This window comes from Streptomyces thermocarboxydovorans, from assembly GCF_039524635.1.
Classification (GTDB): domain Bacteria; phylum Actinomycetota; class Actinomycetes; order Streptomycetales; family Streptomycetaceae; genus Streptomyces; species Streptomyces thermocarboxydovorans.
This window is the reverse complement of the sequence record NZ_BAAAGU010000016.1, coordinates 36,250-58,079: the sequence shown is the minus strand read 5'-3', so window position 1 is coordinate 58,079 and position 21,830 is coordinate 36,250. Positions and strand designations below refer to the sequence as shown.

The 21,830-nt window shown below is 69.9% G+C and carries 19 protein-coding genes and 2 tRNA genes; 16 read left to right on the top strand and 5 right to left on the bottom strand.

The annotated features are described in order from the left end of the window. Positions 1-589: 589 nt before the first annotated feature. The 9 genes from dnaN to ABD198_RS09885 all read left to right on the top strand — a co-directional run bounded on the left by dnaN (position 590) and on the right by ABD198_RS09885 (position 10,921). Positions 590-1,720 (top strand): DNA polymerase III subunit beta, encoded by a 1,131-nt coding sequence (dnaN, locus tag ABD198_RS09925; protein ID WP_343999553.1) that lies wholly within the window; start codon positions 590-592, stop codon positions 1,718-1,720. Between the two features lie 191 nt (positions 1,721-1,911). Further along, positions 1,912-2,787: a phosphogluconate dehydrogenase (NAD(+)-dependent, decarboxylating) gene (gnd, locus tag ABD198_RS09920; protein WP_343999465.1), complete on the top strand. Its 876-nt coding sequence runs from the start codon at positions 1,912-1,914 to the stop codon at positions 2,785-2,787. 87 nt (positions 2,788-2,874) lie between these two features. Beyond that, on the top strand, positions 2,875-3,996 hold the full coding sequence (gene recF / locus ABD198_RS09915; protein ID WP_343999463.1) for a DNA replication/repair protein RecF: 1,122 nt from the start codon (positions 2,875-2,877) through the stop codon (positions 3,994-3,996). Continuing rightward, positions 3,993-4,565, top strand: a complete 573-nt coding sequence (locus ABD198_RS09910; RefSeq protein WP_343999461.1) for a DciA family protein — start codon at positions 3,993-3,995, stop codon at positions 4,563-4,565. Before recF ends, ABD198_RS09910 begins: the two co-directional genes overlap by 4 nt. Positions 4,566-5,007: 442 nt before the next feature. Then, the gene (gyrB, locus tag ABD198_RS09905; RefSeq protein WP_343999459.1) at positions 5,008-7,089 is read left to right on the top strand and encodes a DNA topoisomerase (ATP-hydrolyzing) subunit B; all 2,082 of its coding nucleotides are present in this window, start codon (positions 5,008-5,010) and stop codon (positions 7,087-7,089) included. Between the two features lie 42 nt (positions 7,090-7,131). After that, positions 7,132-9,714 (top strand): DNA gyrase subunit A, encoded by a 2,583-nt coding sequence (gyrA, locus tag ABD198_RS09900; RefSeq protein WP_343999457.1) that lies wholly within the window; start codon positions 7,132-7,134, stop codon positions 9,712-9,714. Positions 9,715-9,732: 18 nt separating this feature from the next. Further along, positions 9,733-10,473 (top strand): DUF3566 domain-containing protein, encoded by a 741-nt coding sequence (locus ABD198_RS09895; RefSeq protein ID WP_343999455.1) that lies wholly within the window; start codon positions 9,733-9,735, stop codon positions 10,471-10,473. Positions 10,474-10,572: 99 nt separating this feature from the next. Beyond that, positions 10,573-10,649, top strand: a tRNA-Ile gene (locus ABD198_RS09890). 101 nt (positions 10,650-10,750) lie between these two features. After that, positions 10,751-10,921: a DUF1330 domain-containing protein gene (locus ABD198_RS09885; RefSeq protein WP_343999453.1), complete on the top strand. Its 171-nt coding sequence runs from the start codon at positions 10,751-10,753 to the stop codon at positions 10,919-10,921. A 211-nt stretch (positions 10,922-11,132) separates the two neighbouring features. Here the strand turns inward: ABD198_RS09885 and ABD198_RS09880 are convergent, their stop codons facing one another. Further along, entirely contained in the window at positions 11,133-11,570 is a 438-nt protein-coding gene (locus ABD198_RS09880; RefSeq protein WP_343999451.1) for a DUF6344 domain-containing protein, read from the bottom strand. A 338-nt stretch (positions 11,571-11,908) separates the two neighbouring features. On the opposite strand from ABD198_RS09880, the gene ABD198_RS09875 reads away from it, so the two are divergent. After that, positions 11,909-12,037 (top strand): DLW-39 family protein, encoded by a 129-nt coding sequence (locus ABD198_RS09875; protein WP_003999697.1) that lies wholly within the window; start codon positions 11,909-11,911, stop codon positions 12,035-12,037. Positions 12,038-12,444: 407 nt separating this feature from the next. Next, complete coding sequence (locus ABD198_RS09870) at positions 12,445-13,641, top strand: hypothetical protein (protein WP_343999445.1); 1,197 nt, start codon at positions 12,445-12,447, stop codon at positions 13,639-13,641. A gap of 24 nt (positions 13,642-13,665) precedes the next feature. Here ABD198_RS09870 and ABD198_RS09865 read toward each other — a convergent pair whose 3' ends face one another. Then, the gene (locus ABD198_RS09865) at positions 13,666-15,936 is read right to left on the bottom strand and encodes a protein kinase domain-containing protein (protein WP_425580446.1); all 2,271 of its coding nucleotides are present in this window, start codon (positions 15,934-15,936) and stop codon (positions 13,666-13,668) included. Between the two features lie 179 nt (positions 15,937-16,115). After that, entirely contained in the window at positions 16,116-16,664 is a 549-nt protein-coding gene (locus ABD198_RS09860) for a helix-turn-helix domain-containing protein (RefSeq protein WP_343999443.1), read from the bottom strand. 181 nt (positions 16,665-16,845) lie between these two features. Between ABD198_RS09860 and ABD198_RS09855 the strand changes: the two genes are divergently transcribed. Next, a tRNA-Ala gene (locus ABD198_RS09855) sits at positions 16,846-16,918 on the top strand. 218 nt (positions 16,919-17,136) lie between these two features. Here ABD198_RS09855 and ABD198_RS09850 read toward each other — a convergent pair. Further along, positions 17,137-17,838 carry a DUF5324 family protein gene (locus ABD198_RS09850; RefSeq protein ID WP_343999441.1) on the bottom strand — a complete coding sequence of 234 codons (702 nt, stop codon included), beginning with the start codon at positions 17,836-17,838 and terminating at the stop codon, positions 17,137-17,139. A 350-nt stretch (positions 17,839-18,188) separates the two neighbouring features. Here ABD198_RS09850 and ABD198_RS09845 point away from each other — a divergent pair, with 350 nt between their 5' ends. Further along, a complete protein-coding gene (locus ABD198_RS09845) occupies positions 18,189-18,716 on the top strand; it encodes a peptidylprolyl isomerase (protein ID WP_343999439.1) in 528 nt (175 codons plus the stop codon). A gap of 106 nt (positions 18,717-18,822) precedes the next feature. Next, positions 18,823-19,710 carry a rhomboid family intramembrane serine protease gene (locus ABD198_RS09840; protein WP_343999436.1) on the top strand — a complete coding sequence of 296 codons (888 nt, stop codon included), beginning with the start codon at positions 18,823-18,825 and terminating at the stop codon, positions 19,708-19,710. Between the two features lie 243 nt (positions 19,711-19,953). Here the strand turns inward: ABD198_RS09840 and crgA are convergent, their stop codons facing one another. Beyond that, on the bottom strand, positions 19,954-20,208 hold the full coding sequence (crgA, locus tag ABD198_RS09835; RefSeq protein ID WP_167995042.1) for a cell division protein CrgA: 255 nt from the start codon (positions 20,206-20,208) through the stop codon (positions 19,954-19,956). A 139-nt stretch (positions 20,209-20,347) separates the two neighbouring features. Between crgA and ABD198_RS09830 the strand changes: the two genes are divergently transcribed. Both ABD198_RS09830 and ABD198_RS09825 read left to right on the top strand, forming a co-directional pair. Further along, complete coding sequence (locus ABD198_RS09830; RefSeq protein WP_343999433.1) at positions 20,348-21,127, top strand: DUF881 domain-containing protein; 780 nt, start codon at positions 20,348-20,350, stop codon at positions 21,125-21,127. Between the two features lie 22 nt (positions 21,128-21,149). After that, on the top strand, positions 21,150-21,830 hold the full coding sequence (locus tag ABD198_RS09825) for a class E sortase (RefSeq protein WP_343999431.1): 681 nt from the start codon (positions 21,150-21,152) through the stop codon (positions 21,828-21,830).

The window sequence follows — 21,830 nt, the reverse complement described above, 5'->3', positions numbered from 1 at the left end:
ACAGCCTGTGCATCGAGTTGTCCACGGACAACCCACAGGCTGAGGGCTGTTGTCCCCAGAGTTCACCGGGTTCTCCACATGACTGTCCACTGTTCGGCAACCCGGCGCGCCCTCTCACCGTGTCGAGTGAAAGGCGTCACATCATGCTGCCGAGAGGGGCTGTGGGAAAGAGCGCCGAAACTGGGGACGACTCTGGGGAGAACTCGCCCCTGCCTGTGCACGGACTGTGCAGAACTTTCCGTTCTCCACAGAGGGCCCGAGTTGTCCACGGATCCCGCCCACAGGGCCCGTGGACAAAATCCCGTCACTGACCTGCGGAAACGAGGTTATCCACGGTATCCACAGGCCCTACTACTACCCCCAACCAGAGAGAGCGAGGAATCCGTTTCGAAGCGGGACCTGTGCACAACTCGCTCTCTCGACCCCGCCCGTCCCTCGTCACGACTTGACCCCGAGGGGCACCTACTGTCAGTGCGGTGCGTCAGACTGGTCCCCGGTGTCCTTCCCCACCCCGGGGCTCACGACACCGAGTCAGACGACGAAGCCGAAGCAGGGCGACAAGCGCCGGCAACAGCAGGAGGCGGCAACAGTGAAGATCCGGGTGGAACGCGACGTACTCGCGGAGGCAGTGGCCTGGGCGGCGCGCAGCCTTCCGGCCCGTCCGCCGGCGCCTGTCCTCGCCGGCCTTCTGCTGAAGGCGGAGGACGGCCAGCTGAGCCTGTCCAGCTTCGACTACGAGGTCTCCGCGCGGGTGTCCGTCGAGGCCGAGGTCGAGGAGGAGGGCACGGTCCTGGTCTCCGGCCGCCTGCTCGCCGACATCTCGCGCGCTCTCCCCAACCGCCCGGTGGAGATTTCCACAGACGGTGTACGGGCGACGGTGGTCTGCGGCTCCTCCCGGTTCACACTCCACACCCTGCCTGTGGAGGAGTACCCGGCCCTGCCGCAGATGCCGAACGCGACGGGCACGGTCCCCGGCGAGGTCTTCGCCTCCGCGGTCCAGCAGGTCGCCATCGCCGCCGGCCGGGACGACACGCTGCCGGTGCTGACAGGTGTGCGCATCGAGATCGAGGGCGACACGGTGACGCTGGCGTCCACCGACCGCTACCGCTTCGCGGTCCGCGAGTTCCTGTGGAAGCCGGAGAACCCGGACGCCTCCGCGGTCGCCCTGGTGCCCGCCAAGACGCTGCTGGACACTGCCAAGTCGCTGACCAGCGGTGACCAGGTCACCCTGGCGCTGTCCGGCTCGGGCGCGGGCGAGGGCCTGATCGGTTTCGAGGGCGCCGGCCGCCGCACCACCACGCGGCTGCTGGAGGGCGACCTGCCCAAGTACCGCACGCTGTTCCCGACGGAGTTCAACAGCGTCGCCGTGATCGAGACCGCCCCCTTCGTGGAGGCCGTCAAGCGTGTGGCGCTGGTCGCCGAGCGCAACACCCCGGTGCGGCTGAGCTTCGAGCAGGGCGTGCTCATCCTGGAGGCCGGCTCCAGCGACGACGCACAGGCTGTGGAAAGGGTCGACGCCCAGCTGGAGGGCGACGACATCTCGATCGCCTTCAACCCGGCGTTCCTGCTGGACGGCCTGAGCGCCATCGACGCGCCGGTGGCCCAGCTGTCCTTCACCACGTCGACCAAGCCGGCGCTGCTCAGCGGCCGCCCGGCGGTGGACGCGGAGGCGGACGAGGCCTACAAGTACCTGATCATGCCGGTGCGCCTGAGCGGCTGAGGCCCGCCCCGGTCGCGGGCGGCGCCCGGCTGTCCACAGGTGTGGAGAAAAACCGCAGGTGAAGGCGTGTGCGGATGAGCGCGTATGCCCACAGATGTGCGTGAGCGTCCGGGTTTAGGCTCGGGGCGGTACGTCAGTGCCGCGGCACACCCGTGCCGCCACGTCACGTCGCAACCTAAGGAACTCATCTGATGGAGCTCGGTCTCGTCGGCCTCGGCAAGATGGGCGGCAACATGCGCGAGCGGATCCGCCGCGCCGGCCACACCGTCTACGGATACGACCGCAACCCGGAACTCGCCGATGTCCACAGCCTCGAGGAGCTTGTGGGCAAGCTCGCCGCCCCGCGGGTGGTGTGGGTGATGGTTCCGGCCGGCGAGCCCACCCAGTCCACCATCGACCGGCTCGGCGAGCTGCTGGAGCCCGGCGACGTCGTGGTGGACGGCGGCAACTCCCGCTGGACGGACGACGAGAGGCACGCCGAGGAGCTGGCCGCCAAGGGCATAGGCTTCGTCGACTGCGGTGTCTCCGGCGGCGTCTGGGGCCTGGAGAACGGCTACGCGCTGATGTACGGCGGCGACAAGGAGAACGTCGCCAAGGTGCAGCCGGTCTTCGACGCGCTCAAGCCGGAGGGCGACTTCGGCTCGGTGCACGCCGGCAAGGTCGGCGCCGGCCACTTCGCGAAGATGGTCCACAACGGCATCGAGTACGCGATGATGCAGGCCTACGCCGAGGGCTGGGAGCTGCTGGAGAAGGCCGGCTCCGTGACGGACGTCCGGGAGGTCTTCCGCTCCTGGCAGGAGGGCACGGTCATCCGCTCCTGGCTGCTCGACCTCGCGGTGAAGGCGCTGGACGAGGACGAGCACCTGGACGGGCTCCGGGGTTATGCACAGGACTCCGGTGAGGGACGCTGGACTGTGGAGGCCGCGATCGACAACGCGGTCCCGCTGCCGGCGATCACCGCCTCGCTGTTCGCGCGGTTCGCCTCGCGTCAGGAGGACTCGCCGCAGATGAAGATGATCGCGGCGCTGCGCAACCAGTTCGGCGGCCACGCGGTCGAGAAGAAGTAACAACACGGCAGGCAGGAAGCAGGCCGTCACCACCGAGGTGACGGAGCGGAAAGCCACCCAGAGGTACCGGGAGGTCGGCGAACGACCATGCACGTCACGCATCTGTCGCTGGCCGACTTCCGCTCCTATCCCCGGGTCGAGTTCCCGCTCGACCCGGGGGTGACGGCGTTCGTCGGCCCGAACGGGCAGGGCAAGACGAACCTGGTCGAGGCGGTCGGCTATCTCGCCACCCTCGGCAGCCACCGGGTCTCCTCCGACGCCCCCCTGGTCCGGATGGGCGCCGACCGCGCGATCATCCGGGCCCAGGTGCGCCAGGGTGACCGGCAGCAGCTGGTGGAGCTGGAGCTGAACCCGGGCCGGGCCAACCGCGCCCGCATCAACCGGTCCGCGCAGGTCAGGCCCCGGGACGTGCTCGGCATCGTGCGCACCGTGCTGTTCGCGCCGGAGGACCTCGCCCTGGTCAAGGGGGACCCCGGCGAGCGGCGCCGGTTCCTGGACGAGCTGATCACCGCCCGCTCCCCGCGCATGGCCGGGGTGCGCTCCGACTACGACCGGGTGCTCAAGCAGCGCAACACCCTGCTGAAGTCGGCCGCGCTGGCCCGCCGGCACGGCGGCCGGACCATGGACCTGTCCACCCTCGACGTCTGGGACCAGCACCTCGCCCGGGCCGGCGCCGAGCTGCTCGCCCAGCGCCTGGACCTGATCGCCGCGGTGCAGCCGCTGGCCGACAAGGCGTACGAGCAGCTGGCGCCCGGCGGCGGACCGGTGGCCCTGGAGTACAAGGCGTCCGCGCCCGGCGAGGCGCACACCCGCGAGGACCTGTTCGAGCAGCTGCTGGCCGCGCTCGCCGAGTCCCGCAAGCAGGAGATCGAGCGGGGCGTCACGCTCGTCGGCCCGCACCGCGACGACCTGCTGCTCAAGCTGGGCCAGCTCCCCGCCAAGGGCTACGCCTCCCACGGCGAGTCCTGGTCCTGCGCCCTGGCGCTGCGCCTGGCCTCCTACGACCTGCTGCGCGCCGAGGGCAACGAGCCGGTGCTGGTGCTCGACGACGTCTTCGCCGAGCTGGACACCCGCCGCCGTGAGCGCCTGGCCGAGCTGGTGGCGCCCGGTGAGCAGGTCCTGGTGACCGCGGCCGTCGACGACGACGTCCCCCATGTGCTGTCCGGGGCGCGCTTCGCCGTGGCCGAGGGGACGGTGGAGCGCGTATGAGCGAGCCCGAGACGCCCCGGAGCGGCACGGACCGCCCGGACGGCACGAAGGACCCCGGCAGAACACCCGAGCCCTCCGGTGTCGACCTCGCGCGGGTGGCCCTGCGCGCGGCCAGGGAGGCGGCGCGCGCCCGGGGAGAGGCGGCACAGCAGAAGCAGCAGGCGCGCCGCGGCGGCGGCCTGCGCTCCGGCGCGCGCACCGACCGGCGCGACCCGATGCCACTGGGCCCGGCGATCAACCGGCTGATCGCGGAGCGCGGCTGGGAGGCACCGGCCGCGGTGGGCGGGGTGATGGGCCGCTGGCCGGAGATCGTCGGCGAGGACGTGGCCAAGCACTGCGAGCCCGAGCGGTACGACGAGGACGAGCGGGTGCTGTTCGTCCGCTGCGACTCCACGGCCTGGGCGACCAACCTGCGGCTGCTCGCCCCCACCCTGGTCGCCCGGCTCAACGAGGACCTGGGCCACGGCACGGTCCGCCTGATCAAGGTCAACGGCCCCAGCGCCCCCACCCGTCGCTACGGCCCCCTCCGCGCCCCGGGCAGCACCGGCCCCGGCGACACGTACGGCTAGGTGTATTGATCACGAAGTACGGCCCCCGGCGCGTGCCCGGGCGGTCCCGCACGCCGGGAGGACCTCGGCAGAACTGGGACGACGCGTTCTGCGGGCCCCCTTTCGCGCCGTTTCGGAACCCCTCGTTCCGGCCCCCGGGCGTCCCTTCGCACACCCCGCCGGTGAGCCGTCGCGGAAGGTTGACGGGCGGAAGCGCTGAGTGCCCTTGTGAGCCCCTTGGAGCCCCCATCCGCATATCGGGAGTCGGCCGAGGGCGGTTCAGGGCGGCATATGAGGGCTCAGGGACCCGCAAAGCCCCATCGATGTCAGCGCTACCGGTAGACTGGAAGACGATCCCGCCCCAAACGTGGGGACCGTCCGGGAGAAGCTGAGCAACGCTGATCAAGGCTTACCGACGCAACATGCCGCAGCCGCTCACGGCGACCGCCGACGAGCCCGGCTCGTGCTGTGCCAGAAAGGGCGCTTCGTGGCCGATTCCGGCAACCCCAACGAGAACATCCCGTCCACCGAGGCCCCGGCCGGAGTCGCCGAGGGCTCAGACGCCGTGTCGTACGACGCCAGTGCCATCACCGTCCTCGAGGGTCTGGACGCGGTCCGCAAGCGACCCGGCATGTACATCGGCTCGACCGGTGAGCGTGGCCTGCACCACCTCGTGTACGAGGTGGTCGACAACTCCGTCGACGAGGCGCTGGCCGGGCACGCGGACACCATCGATGTGACGATCCTCGCCGACGGCGGCGTACGCGTCGTCGACAACGGCCGCGGCATCCCGGTGGGCATCGTGCCCTCCGAGGGCAAGCCGGCCGTCGAGGTCGTGCTGACCGTGCTGCACGCGGGCGGCAAGTTCGGCGGCGGCGGCTACGCGGTCTCCGGTGGTCTGCACGGTGTCGGCGTCTCCGTCGTCAACGCCCTCTCCAGCCGGGTGTCCGTCGAGGTCAAGACCGACGGCTACCGCTGGACGCAGGACTACAAGATGGGCGTGCCCACGGCTCCGCTCCAGCGGCACGAGCCGACGGACGAGACCGGCACCTCCGTCACCTTCTGGGCCGACCCGGACATCTTCGAGACCACCGACTACTCCTTCGAGACGCTCTCGCGGCGTTTCCAGGAGATGGCGTTCCTCAACAAGGGCCTGACCATCCGGCTCACCGACGAGCGGGAGTCGGCCAAGGCCACCGCCGGTGCGGACGAGGCCGGCGCGGACGAGCTGGCCGAGGAGCAGAAGGCCAAGACCGTCACGTACCACTACGAGGGCGGCATCGTCGACTTCGTGAAGTACCTCAACTCCCGCAAGGGAGACGTGGTGCACCCCAGCGTGATCTCCCTCGAGGCGGAGGACAAGGACAAGAGCCTGTCCCTCGAGGTGGCCATGCAGTGGAACACCGGCTACAGCGAGGGCGTCTACTCGTTCGCCAACATCATCCACACCCACGAGGGCGGCACCCACGAGGAGGGCTTCCGCGCGGCGCTCACCTCGCTGATCAACAAGTACGCGCGCGACCGCAAGCTGCTGCGCGAGAAGGACGACAACCTCACGGGTGACGACATCCGCGAGGGCCTGACCGCGATCATCTCGGTCAAGCTGAGCGAGCCGCAGTTCGAGGGCCAGACCAAGACCAAGCTGGGCAACACGGAGGCCAAGACCTTCGTCCAGAAGGCGGTCTACGAGCACCTCAACGACTGGCTGGACCGCAACCCGAACGAGGCGGGGGACATCGTCCGCAAGGGCATCGCCGCGGCCACCGCGCGGGTGGCGGCCCGCAAGGCGCGCGACCTGACCCGCCGCAAGGGCCTGCTGGAGACCGCCTCCCTGCCGGGCAAGCTCTCCGACTGCCAGTCGAACGACCCGACCAAGTGCGAGATCTTCATCGTCGAGGGTGACTCCGCGGGCGGCTCGGCCAAGTCCGGCCGGAACCCGGAGTACCAGGCGATCCTCCCGATCCGCGGCAAGATCCTCAACGTGGAGAAGGCGCGCATCGACCGCATCCTGCAGAACCAGGAGATCCAGGCGATGATCTCCGCGTTCGGCACCGGCGTGCACGAGGACTTCGACATCAGCAAGCTCCGCTATCACAAGATCATCCTGATGGCGGACGCCGACGTCGACGGCCAGCACATCAACACCCTGCTGCTGACCTTCCTGTTCCGCTTCATGCGCCCGCTGGTCGAGGCCGGGCACGTGTACCTCTCCCGTCCGCCGCTCTACAAGATCAAGTGGGGCAAGGACGACTTCGAGTACGCGTACTCCGACCGCGAGCGGGACGCGCTGATCGAGATGGGCCGCCAGGCAGGCAAGCGCATCCGCGAGGACTCGGTGCAGCGCTTCAAGGGTCTCGGTGAGATGAACGCCGAGGAGCTGCGCATCACCACGATGGACCAGGAGCACCGCGTCCTCGGCCAGGTCACGCTCGACGACGCCGCCCAGGCCGACGACCTGTTCTCGGTGCTGATGGGCGAGGACGTCGAGGCCCGCCGCGCGTTCATCCAGCGCAACGCCAAGGACGTCCGTTTCCTCGACATCTGAGTCGGTCTCAGCTGACCGCACCCGGAAGGACTTTCACCAGCAATGACCGACGAGAACACCCCTGTCACCACGCCCGAGGGCGAGACCCTGGCCCTGCGTGTCGAGCCCGTCGGGCTCGAGACGGAGATGCAGCGCTCGTACCTCGACTACGCGATGTCCGTCATCGTCTCGCGTGCGCTGCCGGACGTCCGGGACGGCCTCAAGCCCGTCCACCGGCGCGTGCTGTACGCGATGTACGACGGCGGCTACCGCCCCGAGCGCGGCTTCTACAAGTGCGCCCGTGTCGTCGGCGACGTCATGGGCAACTACCACCCGCACGGCGACTCCTCGATCTACGACGCGCTGGTCCGCCTGGCGCAGCCGTGGGCGATGCGGATGCCGCTGGTGGACTCCAACGGCAACTTCGGCTCCCCGGGCAACGACCCGGCGGCGGCGATGCGCTACACCGAGTGCAAGATGGCGCCGCTGTCGATGGAGATGGTCCGTGACATCGACGAGGAGACCGTCGACTTCACGGACAACTACGACGGCCGCTCCCAGGAGCCGACCGTCCTGCCGGCCCGCTTCCCGAACCTGCTGATCAACGGCTCGGCCGGTATCGCGGTCGGCATGGCGACCAACATCCCGCCGCACAACCTGCGCGAGGTCGCCGCCGGTGCCCAGTGGTACCTGGAGAACCCGGAGGCCTCGCACGAGGAGCTGCTGGACGCGCTGATCGAGCGCATCAAGGGCCCCGACTTCCCGACCGGCGCCCTGGTGGTGGGCCGCAAGGGCATCGAGGAGGCCTACCGCACCGGCCGCGGCTCGATCACCATGCGCGCGGTGGTCGAGGTCGAGGAGATCCAGAACCGCCAGTGCCTGGTCGTCACCGAGCTGCCCTACCAGGTCAACCCGGACAACCTCGCGCAGAAGATCGCCGACCTGGTGAAGGACGGCAAGATCGGCGGCATCGCGGACGTCCGCGACGAGACCTCCTCGCGCACCGGCCAGCGCCTGGTGATCGTGCTCAAGCGGGACGCGGTCGCCAAGGTCGTGCTGAACAACCTGTACAAGCACACCGATCTGCAGACCAACTTCGGCGCCAACATGCTGGCCCTGGTGGACGGCGTGCCGCGCACGCTGTCGCTGGACGCGTTCATCCGCCACTGGGTGAACCACCAGATCGAGGTCATCGTCCGCCGCACCCGCTTCCGGCTGCGCAAGGCCGAGGAGCGCGCCCACATCCTGCGCGGTCTGCTGAAGGCCCTCGACGCCATCGACGAGGTCATCGCGCTGATCCGGGGCAGCGAGACCGTCGAGGTCGCCCGCGGCGGCCTGATGGACCTGCTGGAGATCGACGAGATCCAGGCCAACGCGATCCTGGAGATGCAGCTCCGCCGCCTGGCGGCCCTGGAGCGGCAGAAGATCGTCCAGGAGCACGACGACCTGCAGGCGAAGATCAACGAGTACAACGAGATCCTCGCCTCGCCGGTCCGCCAGCGCGGCATCGTCAGCCAGGAGCTGGCCGCGCTGGTCGAGAAGTACGGCGACGACCGCAAGACGCAGCTGATCCCCTACGAGGGCGACATGTCCATCGAGGACCTGATCGCCGAGGAGGACATCGTCGTCACGGTCACCCGCGGCGGCTACATCAAGCGCACCAGGACCGACGACTACCGCGCCCAGAAGCGCGGCGGCAAGGGCGTGCGCGGGGCGAAGCTCAAGGAAGACGACATCGTCGACCACTTCTTCGTCTCGACCACCCATCACTGGCTGCTGTTCTTCACCAACAAGGGCCGCGTCTACCGGATCAAGGGCTACGAGCTGCCCGACGCCGGACGGGACGCGCGCGGGCAGCACGTGGCCAACCTGCTGGCCTTCCAGCCGGACGAGACGATCGCCGAGATCTTCGCGATCCGCGACTACGAGGCGGCGCCGTATCTGGTCCTGGCCACCAAGGGCGGCCTGGTCAAGAAGACCCCGCTGAAGGACTACGACTCCCCGCGCTCCGGTGGTGTGATCGCGATCAATCTGCGCGAGCGCGAGGACGGAACCGACGACGAACTGATCGGTGCCGAACTGGTCTCGGCCGAGGACGATCTGCTGCTGATCAGCAAGAAGGCGCAGTCGATCAGGTTCACCGCCTCGGACGAGACGCTGCGTCCCATGGGCCGTGCGACCTCGGGCGTCAAGGGCATGAGCTTCCGCGAGGGAGACGAACTGCTCTCGATGAATGTTGTCCGACCCGGTACTTTCGTGTTCACTGCCACGGACGGCGGGTACGCGAAGCGGACCGCCGTCGACGAGTACCGCGTCCAGGGTCGCGGCGGCCTCGGCATCAAGGCCGCCAAGATCGTGGAGGACCGGGGTTCGCTCGTCGGCGCGCTGGTGGTCGAGGAGAACGACGAGATCCTCGCCATCACGCTGTCGGGCGGTGTGATTCGCACGCGAGTCAACGAGATCAGGGAAACCGGCCGTGACACCATGGGCGTTCAACTGATCAACTTGGGCAAGCGCGATGCCGTGGTCGGCATCGCCCGGAACGCCGAGGCGGGACGCGAGGCGGAGGAAGTCGACGGCGAGGCCGGAGACACCGCCGAGGCGACGACCGGCACGGACCAGGGCGGGGAGCCCTCGTTCGAGTAGTACGAGGAGTGAGTCAGCGTGAGCGGAGCCACGGGCACCGGACCGACCGGTACCGGCAGGGGAACGGACGGTGGTGGCCGTGGCTCCGCCGCACAGGCACCCGACCCGCACACGACCAACCTGAAGCCGGTGAGGGTGCCCGCGAACGACTCGTCCTCGCCGAAGCCACAGCCATCCCAGGGGGGAACGGTGACGGACACCCGAGGCCCGCAGCGGGCCGCGCCGGACCAGGGCGCCGCCGCTCAGGCGGCCTCACCGCTGCCCGGGGAGCGGCACCCGCAGCAGCCGGCGGGGCCCTACCACCCGCCGCAGGCCTACCCGGCGCAGCCCGCGGCGGGACCGGCCGGCGCGGTACGGCGCCCGCGCACGGGGGCGACCACCACCCCGCGCGTGCGCAAGGCCAGGCTGCGCGTGGCCAAGGCCGACCCCTGGTCGGTCATGAAGGTCAGCTTCCTGCTCTCCATCGCGCTGGGCATCTGCACGATCGTCGCCTCCGCCGTCCTGTGGATGGTGATGGACGCCATGGGCGTCTTCTCGACCGTCGGCGGCACCATCTCCGAGGCGACCGGCTCCAACGAGTCGAACGGCTTCGACCTGCAGTCCTTCCTGTCGCTGCCGAACGTGCTGCTGTTCACCACGATCATCGCGGTCATCGACGTCGTCCTGGCCACGGCCCTGGCGACGCTCGGCGCCTTCATCTACAACCTCTCCGCGGGCTTCGTGGGCGGCGTCGAGCTGACCCTGGCCGAGGACGAGTAGCCCGCTCCGGCGGGCCCCGGGTAACCGATTTTGGGACTCCCCCTCTCGTGCGCTAATCTTCAGGGGTCAGCGCGCGGGACACACACCGCAGAGCGCGGCGGGGCTATAGCTCAGTTGGTTAGAGCGCATCCCTGATAAGGATGAGGCCACAGGTTCAAATCCTGTTAGCCCCACCAGCGAAAAGACCCCCGGTCCGATTGGGCCGGGGGTCTTTGGCGTCCGGTGCTGTCAGTGCTGCCGGCTGCTGTCCGGATGCGTATCGCAGAGTTCCCCGGCAATGGCCGAGGCCCGCGTCTGGTACGAGTCCCCCGAGTACCAGCAGATCCTCCGCCTGCGGACCGACCGCATCGACGGAGATGTCGTACTCGTCGAGGGCGTAGGCCCGGGGTGCGACCCGCGGGAACGCGCGGAGAAGCTCGGGGCGGAGGCGGCTGAGGAGCGCGCATAAGCGCATAGGGCTTTGCTGGACAGAACTGTGCTGGACAGAACCGTGCTGGACAGAACCGTGCTGGACATGGAAAGGCCCGGCTGCTCCGGGGAGGAGCTGCCGGGCCTGCGTGTGCCGTGGGGCTGTACGCAAGTTCGCCAGGACTTTCAACTGCCGGACGGCACGAGATGGCTGGGGTGCTGGGGGTGGCCGGAGTAGGAGCGGCCGGGGGTCAGCGCTGGAGTGGGGTGTTGCTGGTGGTCGAGGGGCCCGATGGGGAAGCGGCGCCGGACTGGGGTGCGGTGCCGGGCTGGGGTGTGGTGCCGGGCTGGGACGTGGTGTCGGATGGGGCCGCCGTGTCGGGGGCGCACATCAGCAGGTCCGCGTTGGTGCCCATGGCGAGGAGGTGCCGGCAGCGGGGGGATTTGCCGTGGGCCTCGGCGTGGATGCGCTGCTTCATCGTGGGGGGCAAGGCGCTGGGCCGGGGCGAGAACCGCAGGAGCACCGCCGGGGCCGCCGTGGTGTCGGCGGCGCGCTCCGTGTTGCGCGCCGTCTCGGTCTGCGGTACGGCCGCCGAGGCGGTGGTGGTGGACAGGCCGAGCGCCGTGCAGAGCGCGAGGAAGGCGGTGACGATGACGGTCCACAGCTTCATGACCTTGTTCTTGGCCATGGTCCCCTCACTTTCGGGTTGGGCGATTTGCGTACTTTCCTCATGATGTGTATGAGGGCCGCGAAGTGGTGGACCGACGCCCGTGGCGCGTGGATGTTCAGATGAACACCACCCGGATGGACGCAAGGCGGCCGAGAAGAGGAGAAGCACGGAGCAAATCGGCTAAATCAACGGTCCGTGAGGGTGTGATCACCCTCCGATCGGATCGAGGTGATCAGCGGCTAAAGAGCTGCGGCGGGCGGGAGTTGAGGGCCGACATAGGTCACCGATCGGTATCGGTCGGTGTGTATAGTCGGGCGCCAGAGGTCCCCTACGTCAAGGAAAGACGAGGTCGCGCGGTGAAGAAGCTTCTCCTGGTCGCACTGGCCGCCATCGGCGGGCTCCTCGTGTACCGCCAGATCCAGGCGGATCGCGCCGAGCAGGATCTGTGGACGGAGGCGACTGACTCCGTGCCCACGGGTTCGTGAGTACCGACAACCGACTCTGAACAGACCCCGGCCGCGCTTGCGGTCGGGGTTTTGTGTGCGGTGAACCTTGCTCACGGGCCGCCGTCGCGGGGCAGGATGGGCGGCGGCGCGGCGTATGAATGATCACGTACGGGCCGACGCCTAGGCAGAGGGACGCCCCGGCAGGAAGCGAGGAGTGGCGCGTGAGGGGACGGCGGTGCAGGGCGTGGGGGCGGCGCGCACGGCTCGTACAGGGGCGTCCGGTGGCTCGCGGGCGCGCGGGCGTGGCGTTGCTCACGACTGCGCTGCTGCTGGCCCCGGCCGCGGCTCCGGGGTCGGGGCAGCCGGCGCACGCTGCCGCCGGTGGCACGCGGTTCTCCGGGTGGCACAAGGCCGCGAGTGGTGCTCCGAAGACGTTCGGGGCGGCGTTGGGAACGCCGGGGGGCTATGCCTTCGCCGATGACGCTCAGCGCGTCGAGGGTGCCGCGAGCACGGGGGCGGCGCCGACGCTGACGGCGGGCCGGAGTTATCGCAGCACCCTGCCGGCGTCCGGCCCGGTGCACTACGGCGTCCAGCTCGACGGGACGTCGAATGCGTACGTCTCCGTCACCGCCGTTCCGCCGGCGGGCGGCACCGCCGCGGTCTCCGACGGCCTCAAGGTGTCCCTGCGGGACGGCGACGGCCGCTCGTGCGATCTCGACACCGCGACCTTCGGAGCCGGCCGCAGCCCCCGCCCCGTCAGCGCCTGGGCCGCTCGGGAGACCTCGCCGAGAAGATCCCTGTGCCGGGAGGCCGGGACCTACTATGTGTCGGTCGAGCGCGCCGACCCGGACGGCAGAGGAGCCTCCCCCGAGCCCTGGGAGCTGGAGCTCGCCGTCGCCTCCGAGCCGCCGGTGAAGGAGGAGGGGGCGACCGGCGCGCCCGGGACCTGGAACTCCGCGACCCCGGATCCCCTCACGGGAGAGGAGCAGCGGCGGCCGGGCGGGGCGGGATTCGCCGAGGCGGCCCTGATCGGCGAGGGGGTCTGGCGGGACGACATCAGGCCCGGCCGGACGGTGTTCTACCGGGTCCCCGTCGACTGGGGGCAGCAGCTGCACGTCACCGCCGAGCTGGGCGGCTCGGGCTCCGGCCGCTCCGGTTTCGTCCCCTCCGCCCTGGACCTGGACCTCTACAACCCCGTCCGCGGCCACGTCGCCGACCTGGGCATCGGCTACGACGGCAGCCAGAAGACGGAGAGCCTGACTCCCTTGCCGCCCGTGGCCCACGCCAACCGGCAGGCGCCCAACAGCAAGGTGTCGGCCGTGCGCTTCGCCGGTTCCTACTACCTCGTCGCCCACCTCTCGGCGGAGGTGGCGGAGGAGTTCGGTGACGAGCCCGTGCCGTTTGTGCTGCGGGTACGGGTGGGCGGTTCGGCACAGGACGGGCCCGGCTACCAGGGGGATTCCGTGCCGGCGGGCATCTTCACCGTCACGGACGAGGACCGGGAGGCGGCGGCCGAGGGCACGGCGGACGGCGACGGCATCGCGATGCGGGCGCTGGCCGTGGGCGGCATCGGCACGGGGAGCGCGCTTCTGCTGGGGCTCGGGGTGTGGACGGTCGTGGCCCGCAGGCGGGCGACTCCGTAGCGGGCCGACGCTGCGGGCGGGCGGTCAGATCTGGGTGAGGGCCCAGAAACCCACGGCGTAGCAGGCCAGGGCGAGCAGCAGGAGGGGCACGGCCACCTTGGCCGGAGGGCCCGGACGGCGACGCCGGCGGCCGGTCGGTCCGGTCTGTGGAACCGCTGCGTTCGGAGTGGGAACCTGCGCGACCTGGGCGGTGTATTCAGCAGTGAAGGCCTCGGCGGGCTGGTGCCAGGCCGGGGTGGGATACGCCGGTGGATGCGACTGGGGGGAGCGCAGCGGATGAGTGGGGTCGTTGGGGGAGACGGGCACGGCAGGGGCCTGAGGGTGCTGTGCGCCGTGGTGGAGGGCTTGTCCCGGTGGTGGGGGCGTGCTGAGCGGGGTCGGAGCGAACGGTGTGGCGGGGGAGCTGCCCATGGCCGGCGGCGGAGGCAGGTGGAAGCTGCCGGTGTCCGACATACCGGCCGGTTGCTCCGGAGCGGAGGGCTGAGCGGGGGCGGGCGGTTGCTCGGGTGCCTGCGGGTGGCGTGGGCTGCCGCCCGGGGGCGCGAGTCCGGGCGGTGCGGAGGCGGGGGGAGCGGAGTCCGGTGCGGGGGTGGGGGGAGCGGTGTGCTGCCACGGGTCGGCGGTGCCGGGCGACACGGAGCCGGGGCCGGGGTGGCCGACCCCAGTTCCGGTGCCGGTGCCCATGCCGGTGCTGTGACCTGCGGCGATTCCGCTGCCGGGTGCCGAGACCGGCCGCCCGCCCGCAGAAGCGGGCCCGCCTGTGGAACCAGGCCAGCCGGTGTAGCCAGGCCCGGTTGCGGCAGCGGGCCTGCCTGCGGAGACGGGTCGGTTCGCGGCACCGGGTCCGTCTGCGGCACCGGGCCCGTCTGCGGCACCGGGTCCGTCCGTGGAGCTGGGTCCGTCCGTGGAGCCGGGTCCGTCCGTGAAGCCGGGTCCGTCCGTGAAGCCGGGTCCGTCCGTGGAGCTGGGCCCGCCTGTGGAACCGGGTTCGACCGTGAGGCCGGGCCCGCCCACGGAGAAGCCGGCGGAGGTGGCCCCGCTGCCGGAGAACTCGGCCGGGCCACCAGGTTCCCTACCGCCCCCGGACAGATCTGCCGAGCCGGCCCCGCCCCCGGCTCCCGCGCGGCCCACGCCCTCGCCTGCTGCCTCCGGCAAATGGCCCGGTGCTGCCTCCGGCAGATGGCCCGGTGCTGCGGACCCCGCCAGGTGGCCCGGCACCCCGCCTTCCGGCCCCTCACCCGTGCCCGCCCGCCCGGCTCCAGCAGAGATCCGGCCTCCGGCCGCAACCCCCGCTTCCCCCGCCGCGGACTGCCGAGCCCCCGCAGACCGGGACGGCGGAGCGTCGAGGGCGCCCTCGTCCTCCCCGCCGGACGGCGGACGGCCACCGCCCGGGCTCGTCACGCCGGAGGCCCGCCTCACCGGGCCGTCCTCCGCGAACCCCGGTGGCAGCGGCCCGAGTTGGTCGAAGATCTCGATCTGCTCGTCGTCGGGGCCGGGCTCCGGAAGGAGCTCCGCGGCCGCGGCGAGCGCCTTGCGCGCCCCGGTGGCGGTACGGAAGCGCGCCGCCGGATCCGGTTGCAGCAGGGTCGACACGACCTGCCACAGCGGCTCCGGAATGCCCTGGGGCGCTCCGGGCGTCCCATGCTCCGTGAAGTACTGGACGAGGGCCTTGGCGTCCGGCTTGGCGCCCTCCAGCAGATACAGCGCTACGAGGCCCACGGCGAACAGGTCGGCGGGAAAGTCCGGCTCCGAGCCCATCATCTGCTCGGGAGCGATATAGCCGGGCGTGCCGACGACCAGGTTGGTCTCGGTCAGCCGGGGCTCGCCCAGCCGCATGGCGATGCCGAAGTCGGACAGGCGCAGCCGTGGCCTGGCCGTCCCCGTCGCCTCCAGGAGCACGTTGGCGGGCTTGATGTCGCGGTGCACCACGCCCTCGGCGTGCACCGCGGCCAGTCCCGCCAGCAGCTGGTCGAGCAGCGTGCAGACATAGGCGGGTGGCAGCGGCCCGTAGTCGTTCACCAGGTGGACCAGCGAGCCGCCGGCGACGAGGTCCATGGTGAAGAGCACCTTGTCGTCGTCGGCGGCCCAGCTGGTCGGCGCGAGGACATGGGGATGGTCGATGCGCAGGGCCTGCTCGCGCACGAAGCGGAGCAGCGAGTGCGCGTCGCTCTGGAGAAGCACCTTGGCGGCCACATAGCGCCGCCGGCGATGGTCCCAGGCGCGCCAGACGGCACCGACGCCTCCGCGGCCGATCGGGTCGACCAGCTCGTACCGGCCGGCGAACACCTCACCCATGGCTGAACGTCGCTCCTCCCCCAGCGATGGCCCCCGTGACTCCCCCTCTGCCTGCCCCTCGACGGGCGGTACGACTCCCCCGCCCCTCGCTCGATCCCCCGATGTGCTCAACCCCCCAGTGCGTCGGTCCCCCCGATGCCCGGCGGCTGCCGTACCCGCTGCGGCGGCCGGGCGGATGGTCAGCTCTGGTGGGACTGGTAGTGCGCCACCGCGTCGGAGGTGCGGCCGGCGCCGTAGACGCGGAGGAACTCCGCCAACTCGGGGTGCGTGGGGGCGAGGGCGTCCGCGGCCTCGAGAATCTCGCTGGCGGCGGCCACCGAACGCAGCAGGGACTGGATCTCGCGGACCACCCGCTTGACCGTCGGCGCCCCCGAACTGTTCGTCGTCTGCGTGGTGTTGGTGAGTACCGAACCCCCCGACGACTTCTTGATCTCCTCCATCCGCTCGGTCGCCTCGGCCGCGCTGACGCTGCCGTCCACGACCTGGCGGGCCAGGTCCTGCAGCAGCTGCACCCGCTGGACCACGGCCGGATTACCGATCTTCGCCCGCTGGCCGCTCATCAGCTGCGACAGCATCGGCGCCGACAGTCCCAGAACCCCCGCGAGACGAGCCTGGTTGAGACCGAGATCGTCTATCAGCCGGCGGAAGAGCGTCCCCAACGGCTCCCCGTACCAGTTCCGCTGCAGTTCCCGCGCTCTTGCGGTGGCTTCCTGCTGTGCAGCGTCCATTGCGTCTCCCCATCGCTTCCCCTAGAACTGCGGTTCGCTGTAGCGAACCACGCCGAGCATCTTACGGAGAGTGGTTGGTCACGGGGACCCCAATCTTTTTGCGGGATCCCGGGGGTGACCCGGTACTCTGGTCTCCGGCGCCCACCAGGACGGGATTCCCACAGGTGGACGCTTTGCTTCCGGGGCCTTAGCTCAGTTGGTAGAGCGCTGTCTTTGCATGGCAGATGTCAGGGGTTCGACTCCCCTAGGCTCCACCGCAGGTCAAACGCCCTCCGGCACTCCCAGCCGGAGGGCGTTTCCGCGTCAGATTCCACATGAAGTCCACAACCACAAACCCCTCCCACCTGCGGGCACGCGGTGAGAGAGGTCTTTGTCGTCGCGTGGAGATCGTTTCACGTGAAACGGCGCGGCCGTCCAGGAGAGCGTCAACTCTCCCTTCCTGCCGCGCCGTTGCCCAGCCCGTGCTTCCTTCTCACTGCTGGTCGTCGCGCTTGGCGGCCTCCTCCTCGGCCTCCTTGGCCTGGACCTCCGGGTCCAGCGTGGACTGGCCGCTGCCGTCCACCGCGGTGAGCGTGCTGCCCTCCGGGACGTCCGTCGGGGCCGGCGGCTCCACCAGCCAGTCGGGGTTGGCCTGCTTGTCCCACCACTTCCAGGCGGCGAAGGCTCCGCCCGCGACGGCGCCCAGCACCAGCAGCACCCTGGCTGCCTTCCCGGCCTTGGCGCGCCGCTGCTGCTTGCGGACGAGCTTGTTGATCTGCTTGGCCGAGACCTGGCCGCGGAGAGCGGCCAGCACCGCAGCACTGCGCGCCGCTGCCTCGTCTTTGGCCGGTCCGGCGGCGGCCCTCGCCTGTTCGATCTTCGGCTTGGAGAACTCCGCCGCCTGACGCGCGGCCTTGCGCGTCCGGAGGGCTGCTTCTTGGGCGGCCAGGTCGACCTTGGGTGGCACATGCGCCCGGGCCTGCTCCAGATACGGCTGGACGTGTGCTCCGTACTGTGCGCGGGCCTGCCCTGCGGCCTGCGTCACCTTGGGCGCGAGCCGTACGCGTGCCTCGTGTGCGTAGTGCGCGGCCCTGACCTTGGCCGTGTCGGCGTAGGGCGCCACCACTTCCGCGGCGTGCAGCACGCTGTCCTTCGCCGAACCGGTCGCGGCGCGCACGCTGTCGATGCGGGTCACGGGTTCCTCCTCCTCGGTGGCGTACGGTATTTCGACTTTCCACCCTTTTACGGATCATGCCTGCGGGACGGCCGCGGGGCACGCGTGGACGGGCATACGGGTGCCGGTCGAACGTGATCAAGTGCGATCAGGTGCGATATGGAGTGCGATAGGGGGTGAATCCTGGGCAACGGGAGCTTGTCGCCGACAATGCCACGGATCGCCGCCGGGCGCTCCCGCTACGGAGCGACTCGTGCGGATTTCCGCAACCTGTTCGGCCCGGTTGCCCGCCCGTGCACCGAGGCCGGGCGACGAGGGGCCCGGTCCGTGCGAGGATCGGGGTGTCACGGAAAGACAACGGAAGGCACATCGTGGCTGAGCAGCTCTACGCCACCCTCAAGACCAACCACGGCGACATCAAGGTCCGGCTCTTCCCGGACCACGCGCCCAAGACGGTCAAGAACTTCGTCGAGCTCGCCAAGGGCGAGCGGGAGTGGGTCCACCCGCAGACCGGCGCCAAGACCACCGACAAGCTCTACGACGGCACGGTCTTCCACCGGGTGATCAGCGGCTTCATGATCCAGGGCGGTGACCCGCTCGGCAACGGCACCGGTGGCCCCGGCTACCAGTTCGAGGACGAGTTCCACCCGGACCTGCGCTTCGACAAGCCCTACCTGCTGGCCATGGCCAACGCCGGTCCGGGCACCAACGGCTCGCAGTTCTTCATCACCGTGGCCCCCACGGCCTGGCTGAACCGCAAGCACACCATCTTCGGCGAGGTCACCGACGCCGCCGGCCAGAAGGTCGTCGACAGCATCGCCTCCACTCAGACCAACCCGCGCACGGACCGTCCGGTCAAGGACGTCGTGATCGAGACGATCGAGATCACCGAGGGCTGAGAATCCGGCGTTCCGGGGGGCGAAAGCTCCCCGGAGGGAACCAATCGCCCCGCTCATCCGTAAGGATGGGCGGGGCGGGGCTTTTCCACACCACCGAGGGGATGTCATGGACGACCAGGCTGCGAGCAGCCAGCAGGACGCCCACAGCGTCCCTCACTGCTATCGGCACCCGGACCGCGAGACCGGTATCCGCTGCACCCGCTGTGAGCGTCCGATCTGCCCGGAGTGCATGGTCAACGCCTCGGTGGGCTTCCAGTGCCCGGACTGCGTCCGCAGCGGGTCCGGCACCGGACACGCGCCCTCCGCCTCGATGCCCCGCACGCTGGCCGGCGGCACGGTCGCGGCCGACCCCCACCTGATCACCAAGATCCTCATCGGCATCAATCTGGCCGTGTTCATCGCGGTCCAGATCAGCACCCCGCTGCTGAACGACCTGGTGCTGATCGGCCGCTGGCCCCCGGAGCCGTTCCTGCCGACGGAGGGTGTCGCGGACGGCGAGTGGTACCGCCTGCTGACCTCGGTGTTCACCCATGAGCAGATCTGGCACGTCGGCTTCAACATGCTCAGCCTGTGGTGGCTCGGCGGTCCGCTGGAGGCCGTGCTCGGCCGGGCCCGCTATCTGGCGCTCTTCCTGATCTCCGGTCTCGCCGGCAGTGCCCTCGCCTATCTGCTGAGCACGGCCACCACGTCGACGCTCGGCGCGTCCGGGGCCGTCTTCGGACTGTTCGGCGCCACCGCGGTCCTGATGCGGCGGCTCAACCAGGACATGCGGCCGATCGTCGCCCTGCTGGTGATCAACCTGATCTTCACCTTCACCTGGTCCAACATCTCCTGGCAGGCCCACATCGGGGGTCTGGTGGCCGGCCTGGTGGTGGGCTACGCGATGGTGCACGCCCCGCGCGAGAAGCGCTCGCTGGTCCAGTACGGCACCTGTGCGCTGGTGCTCGCTGCCATCGTCGTCCTGGTACTGCTGAGGACGGCCCAGCTCACCTGAGCGGGCTTTGTCCACAGCGAGTGGCGGATCTTGTGCACAGGGTGCGGGAACATCTGTGCCCCCTGTCACCGGCCCGTGTTTTCGCAGGTCAGACAGGGGGCGAACAGGTCTTCGGATACCCGGCGGCCGGTCATACCGGCGTCAACCTCCCGCGAGTTATCCACAGATCGTCTTTCTTTTCCCCATGTGGACAAAGCCTGTGGATAACTCAGTGAACAGCCCTGGGCAGAGCTGAGCCCGGGCCTACTTCCACTGCGTCGAGACGGCGAACCCGGCGGCGATGAAACCGAAGCCCACCACGATGTTCCAGTTGCCCAGAGCATCGATGGGCAGCGAGCCGTCCGTGACGTAGAAAACGACGATCCAGGCCAGGCCGATGAGGAACAGGGCGAGCATCACCGGCGCGACCCAGGCGCTGTTGGTCAGGTTGATCGAAGTCGTCTGCTTCGCCGGGGGCGGCGTGTAGTCGGCCTTCTTGCGGATACGTGACTTCGGCACGAGGGTCTCTCCTGTCGATGCGCTGCGTGGCCGCGCAGGGTTCTGGTCGGGCTCGGGGCAGCGTACAAGGGGACTTAAGCGCTTCCCCAGGCGTCCGTTAGCGTAGTGCTTCCGTGGCGCCGAAGGAGATAAGGGTACGTTGAGCAATTCTGCCGACTTCCCGGGGACGGAATCCAGCCCTGCCCGCAGGCGCCGTTTCCGGCCCGTGCGCGTCCTCACCGTGGGCGTCTTCGCTCTCGCCGGGCTCATCTTCTTCACCAGTTTCAACACGGCCAAGGGCACGGACATCCGCACCGACGCCTCGCTGCTGAAGCTGTCCGACCTGATCCATGAGCGCAGCCGGGAGAACGGCAGGCTGGACGAGTCCAACGGCGCGCTGCGCCGGGAGATAGAGGCGCTGGCCGAGCGGGACGACGGCAGCACCGAGCAGGAGCAGAAGAAGCTCGCCGAGCTGGAGAAGCGCGCCGGCACCCAGAAGCTCACGGGTGAGGCGATCACGGTCACGCTCAACGACGCCCCGCCGGACGCCACCGCCAAGCTTCCCGGCTACCCCGAGCCGCAGCCCGACTACCTGGTGATCCACCAGCAGGACCTCCAGGCTGTGGTGAACGCGCTGTGGCAGGGCGGCGCCAAGGGCATCAAGGTCATGGACCAGCGGCTGATCTCCACCAGCGCGGTGCGCTGCGTCGGCAACACGTTGATCCTCCAGGGCCGGGTCTACTCCCCGCCCTACAAGATCACCGCGGTCGGTGACCCGGAGCGGCTGAAGAAGGCCCTGGCGGCGTCCCCGGCGATCCAGAACTACATGGTCTACGTCAACGTGTACGGCCTCGGCTGGAAAGTCGAGGACAACGGGACGGTGACTCTGCCCGGCTACTCGGGCACAGTGGATCTGCACTACGCGAAGCCTGTGGAGTAGCCAGCGAGGCGGGGGGCCGCCGGTGCGCGTGATCGTCAGGACCGTCAGCGAGCTGTGCATCACCGTCGGCGCCGTGATCGTGCTCTTCGTGGTGTACGTGCTGTTCTGGACCGGGGTGCGGGCCGACAGCGTCATGGACGAGCAGATCGACCGGCTGCGCGCGCAGTGGGAGCGTGAGCGTGCCCGGCCTCTGCCCGGGTCGCCCGCGAGCCCGCGCAAGCAGAGGCCCTACACCGCCGGCCGGCCTTTCGCGATCATGTACATCCCGCGCTTCGGTTTCACGTGGAACAAGCCCGTGCTGGAGGGGACGGACACCGGCACCCTCAAGAAGGGCCTCGGCCACTACGCGGACACCGCGCGCCCCGGCGGGCGAGGAAATTTCGCCGTGGCAGGCCACCGCCGCACCTACGGCGACCCCTTCAAGGACTTCCCCGAGCTCAGACACGGTGACGCGGTGGTGCTGACGGACGGGGCGACCTGGTTCACGTATCGGATCGACAAAGGGCCGTACAAAACTGTGCCCACGGACATCGAGGTGATCGACCCTGTGCCACGTACTTCCGGGTACACGCGTCCGGGCCGCTATCTGACGCTGACGACCTGTGATCCCGAGTGGGGGCACAGCCATCGGCTGATCGTCTGGGCACATCTGGACTCCACCCAGCCTGTGGAGGCCGGGAAACCGGAGGCGTTGCGCCGTTAG

Excerpts from the sequence above, each read along its gene's own strand:
- ABD198_RS09860 (WP_343999443.1), bottom strand. The coding sequence starts at position 16,664 with ATGGACGCTGCACAGCAGGAAGCCACCGCAAGAGCGCGGGAACTGCAG.
- gnd (WP_343999465.1), top strand. The coding sequence starts at position 1,912 with ATGGAGCTCGGTCTCGTCGGCCTCGGCAAGATGGGCGGCAACATGCGC.
- ABD198_RS09910 (WP_343999461.1), top strand. The coding sequence starts at position 3,993 with ATGAGCGAGCCCGAGACGCCCCGGAGCGGCACGGACCGCCCGGACGGC.
- ABD198_RS09885 (WP_343999453.1), top strand. The coding sequence starts at position 10,751 with ATGGCCGAGGCCCGCGTCTGGTACGAGTCCCCCGAGTACCAGCAGATC.
- ABD198_RS09865 (WP_425580446.1), bottom strand. The coding sequence starts at position 15,936 with ATGGGTGAGGTGTTCGCCGGCCGGTACGAGCTGGTCGACCCGATCGGC.
- ABD198_RS09840 (WP_343999436.1), top strand. The coding sequence starts at position 18,823 with ATGGACGACCAGGCTGCGAGCAGCCAGCAGGACGCCCACAGCGTCCCT.
- recF (WP_343999463.1), top strand. The coding sequence starts at position 2,875 with ATGCACGTCACGCATCTGTCGCTGGCCGACTTCCGCTCCTATCCCCGG.
- ABD198_RS09880 (WP_343999451.1), bottom strand. The coding sequence starts at position 11,570 with ATGGCCAAGAACAAGGTCATGAAGCTGTGGACCGTCATCGTCACCGCC.
- gyrA (WP_343999457.1), top strand. The coding sequence starts at position 7,132 with ATGACCGACGAGAACACCCCTGTCACCACGCCCGAGGGCGAGACCCTG.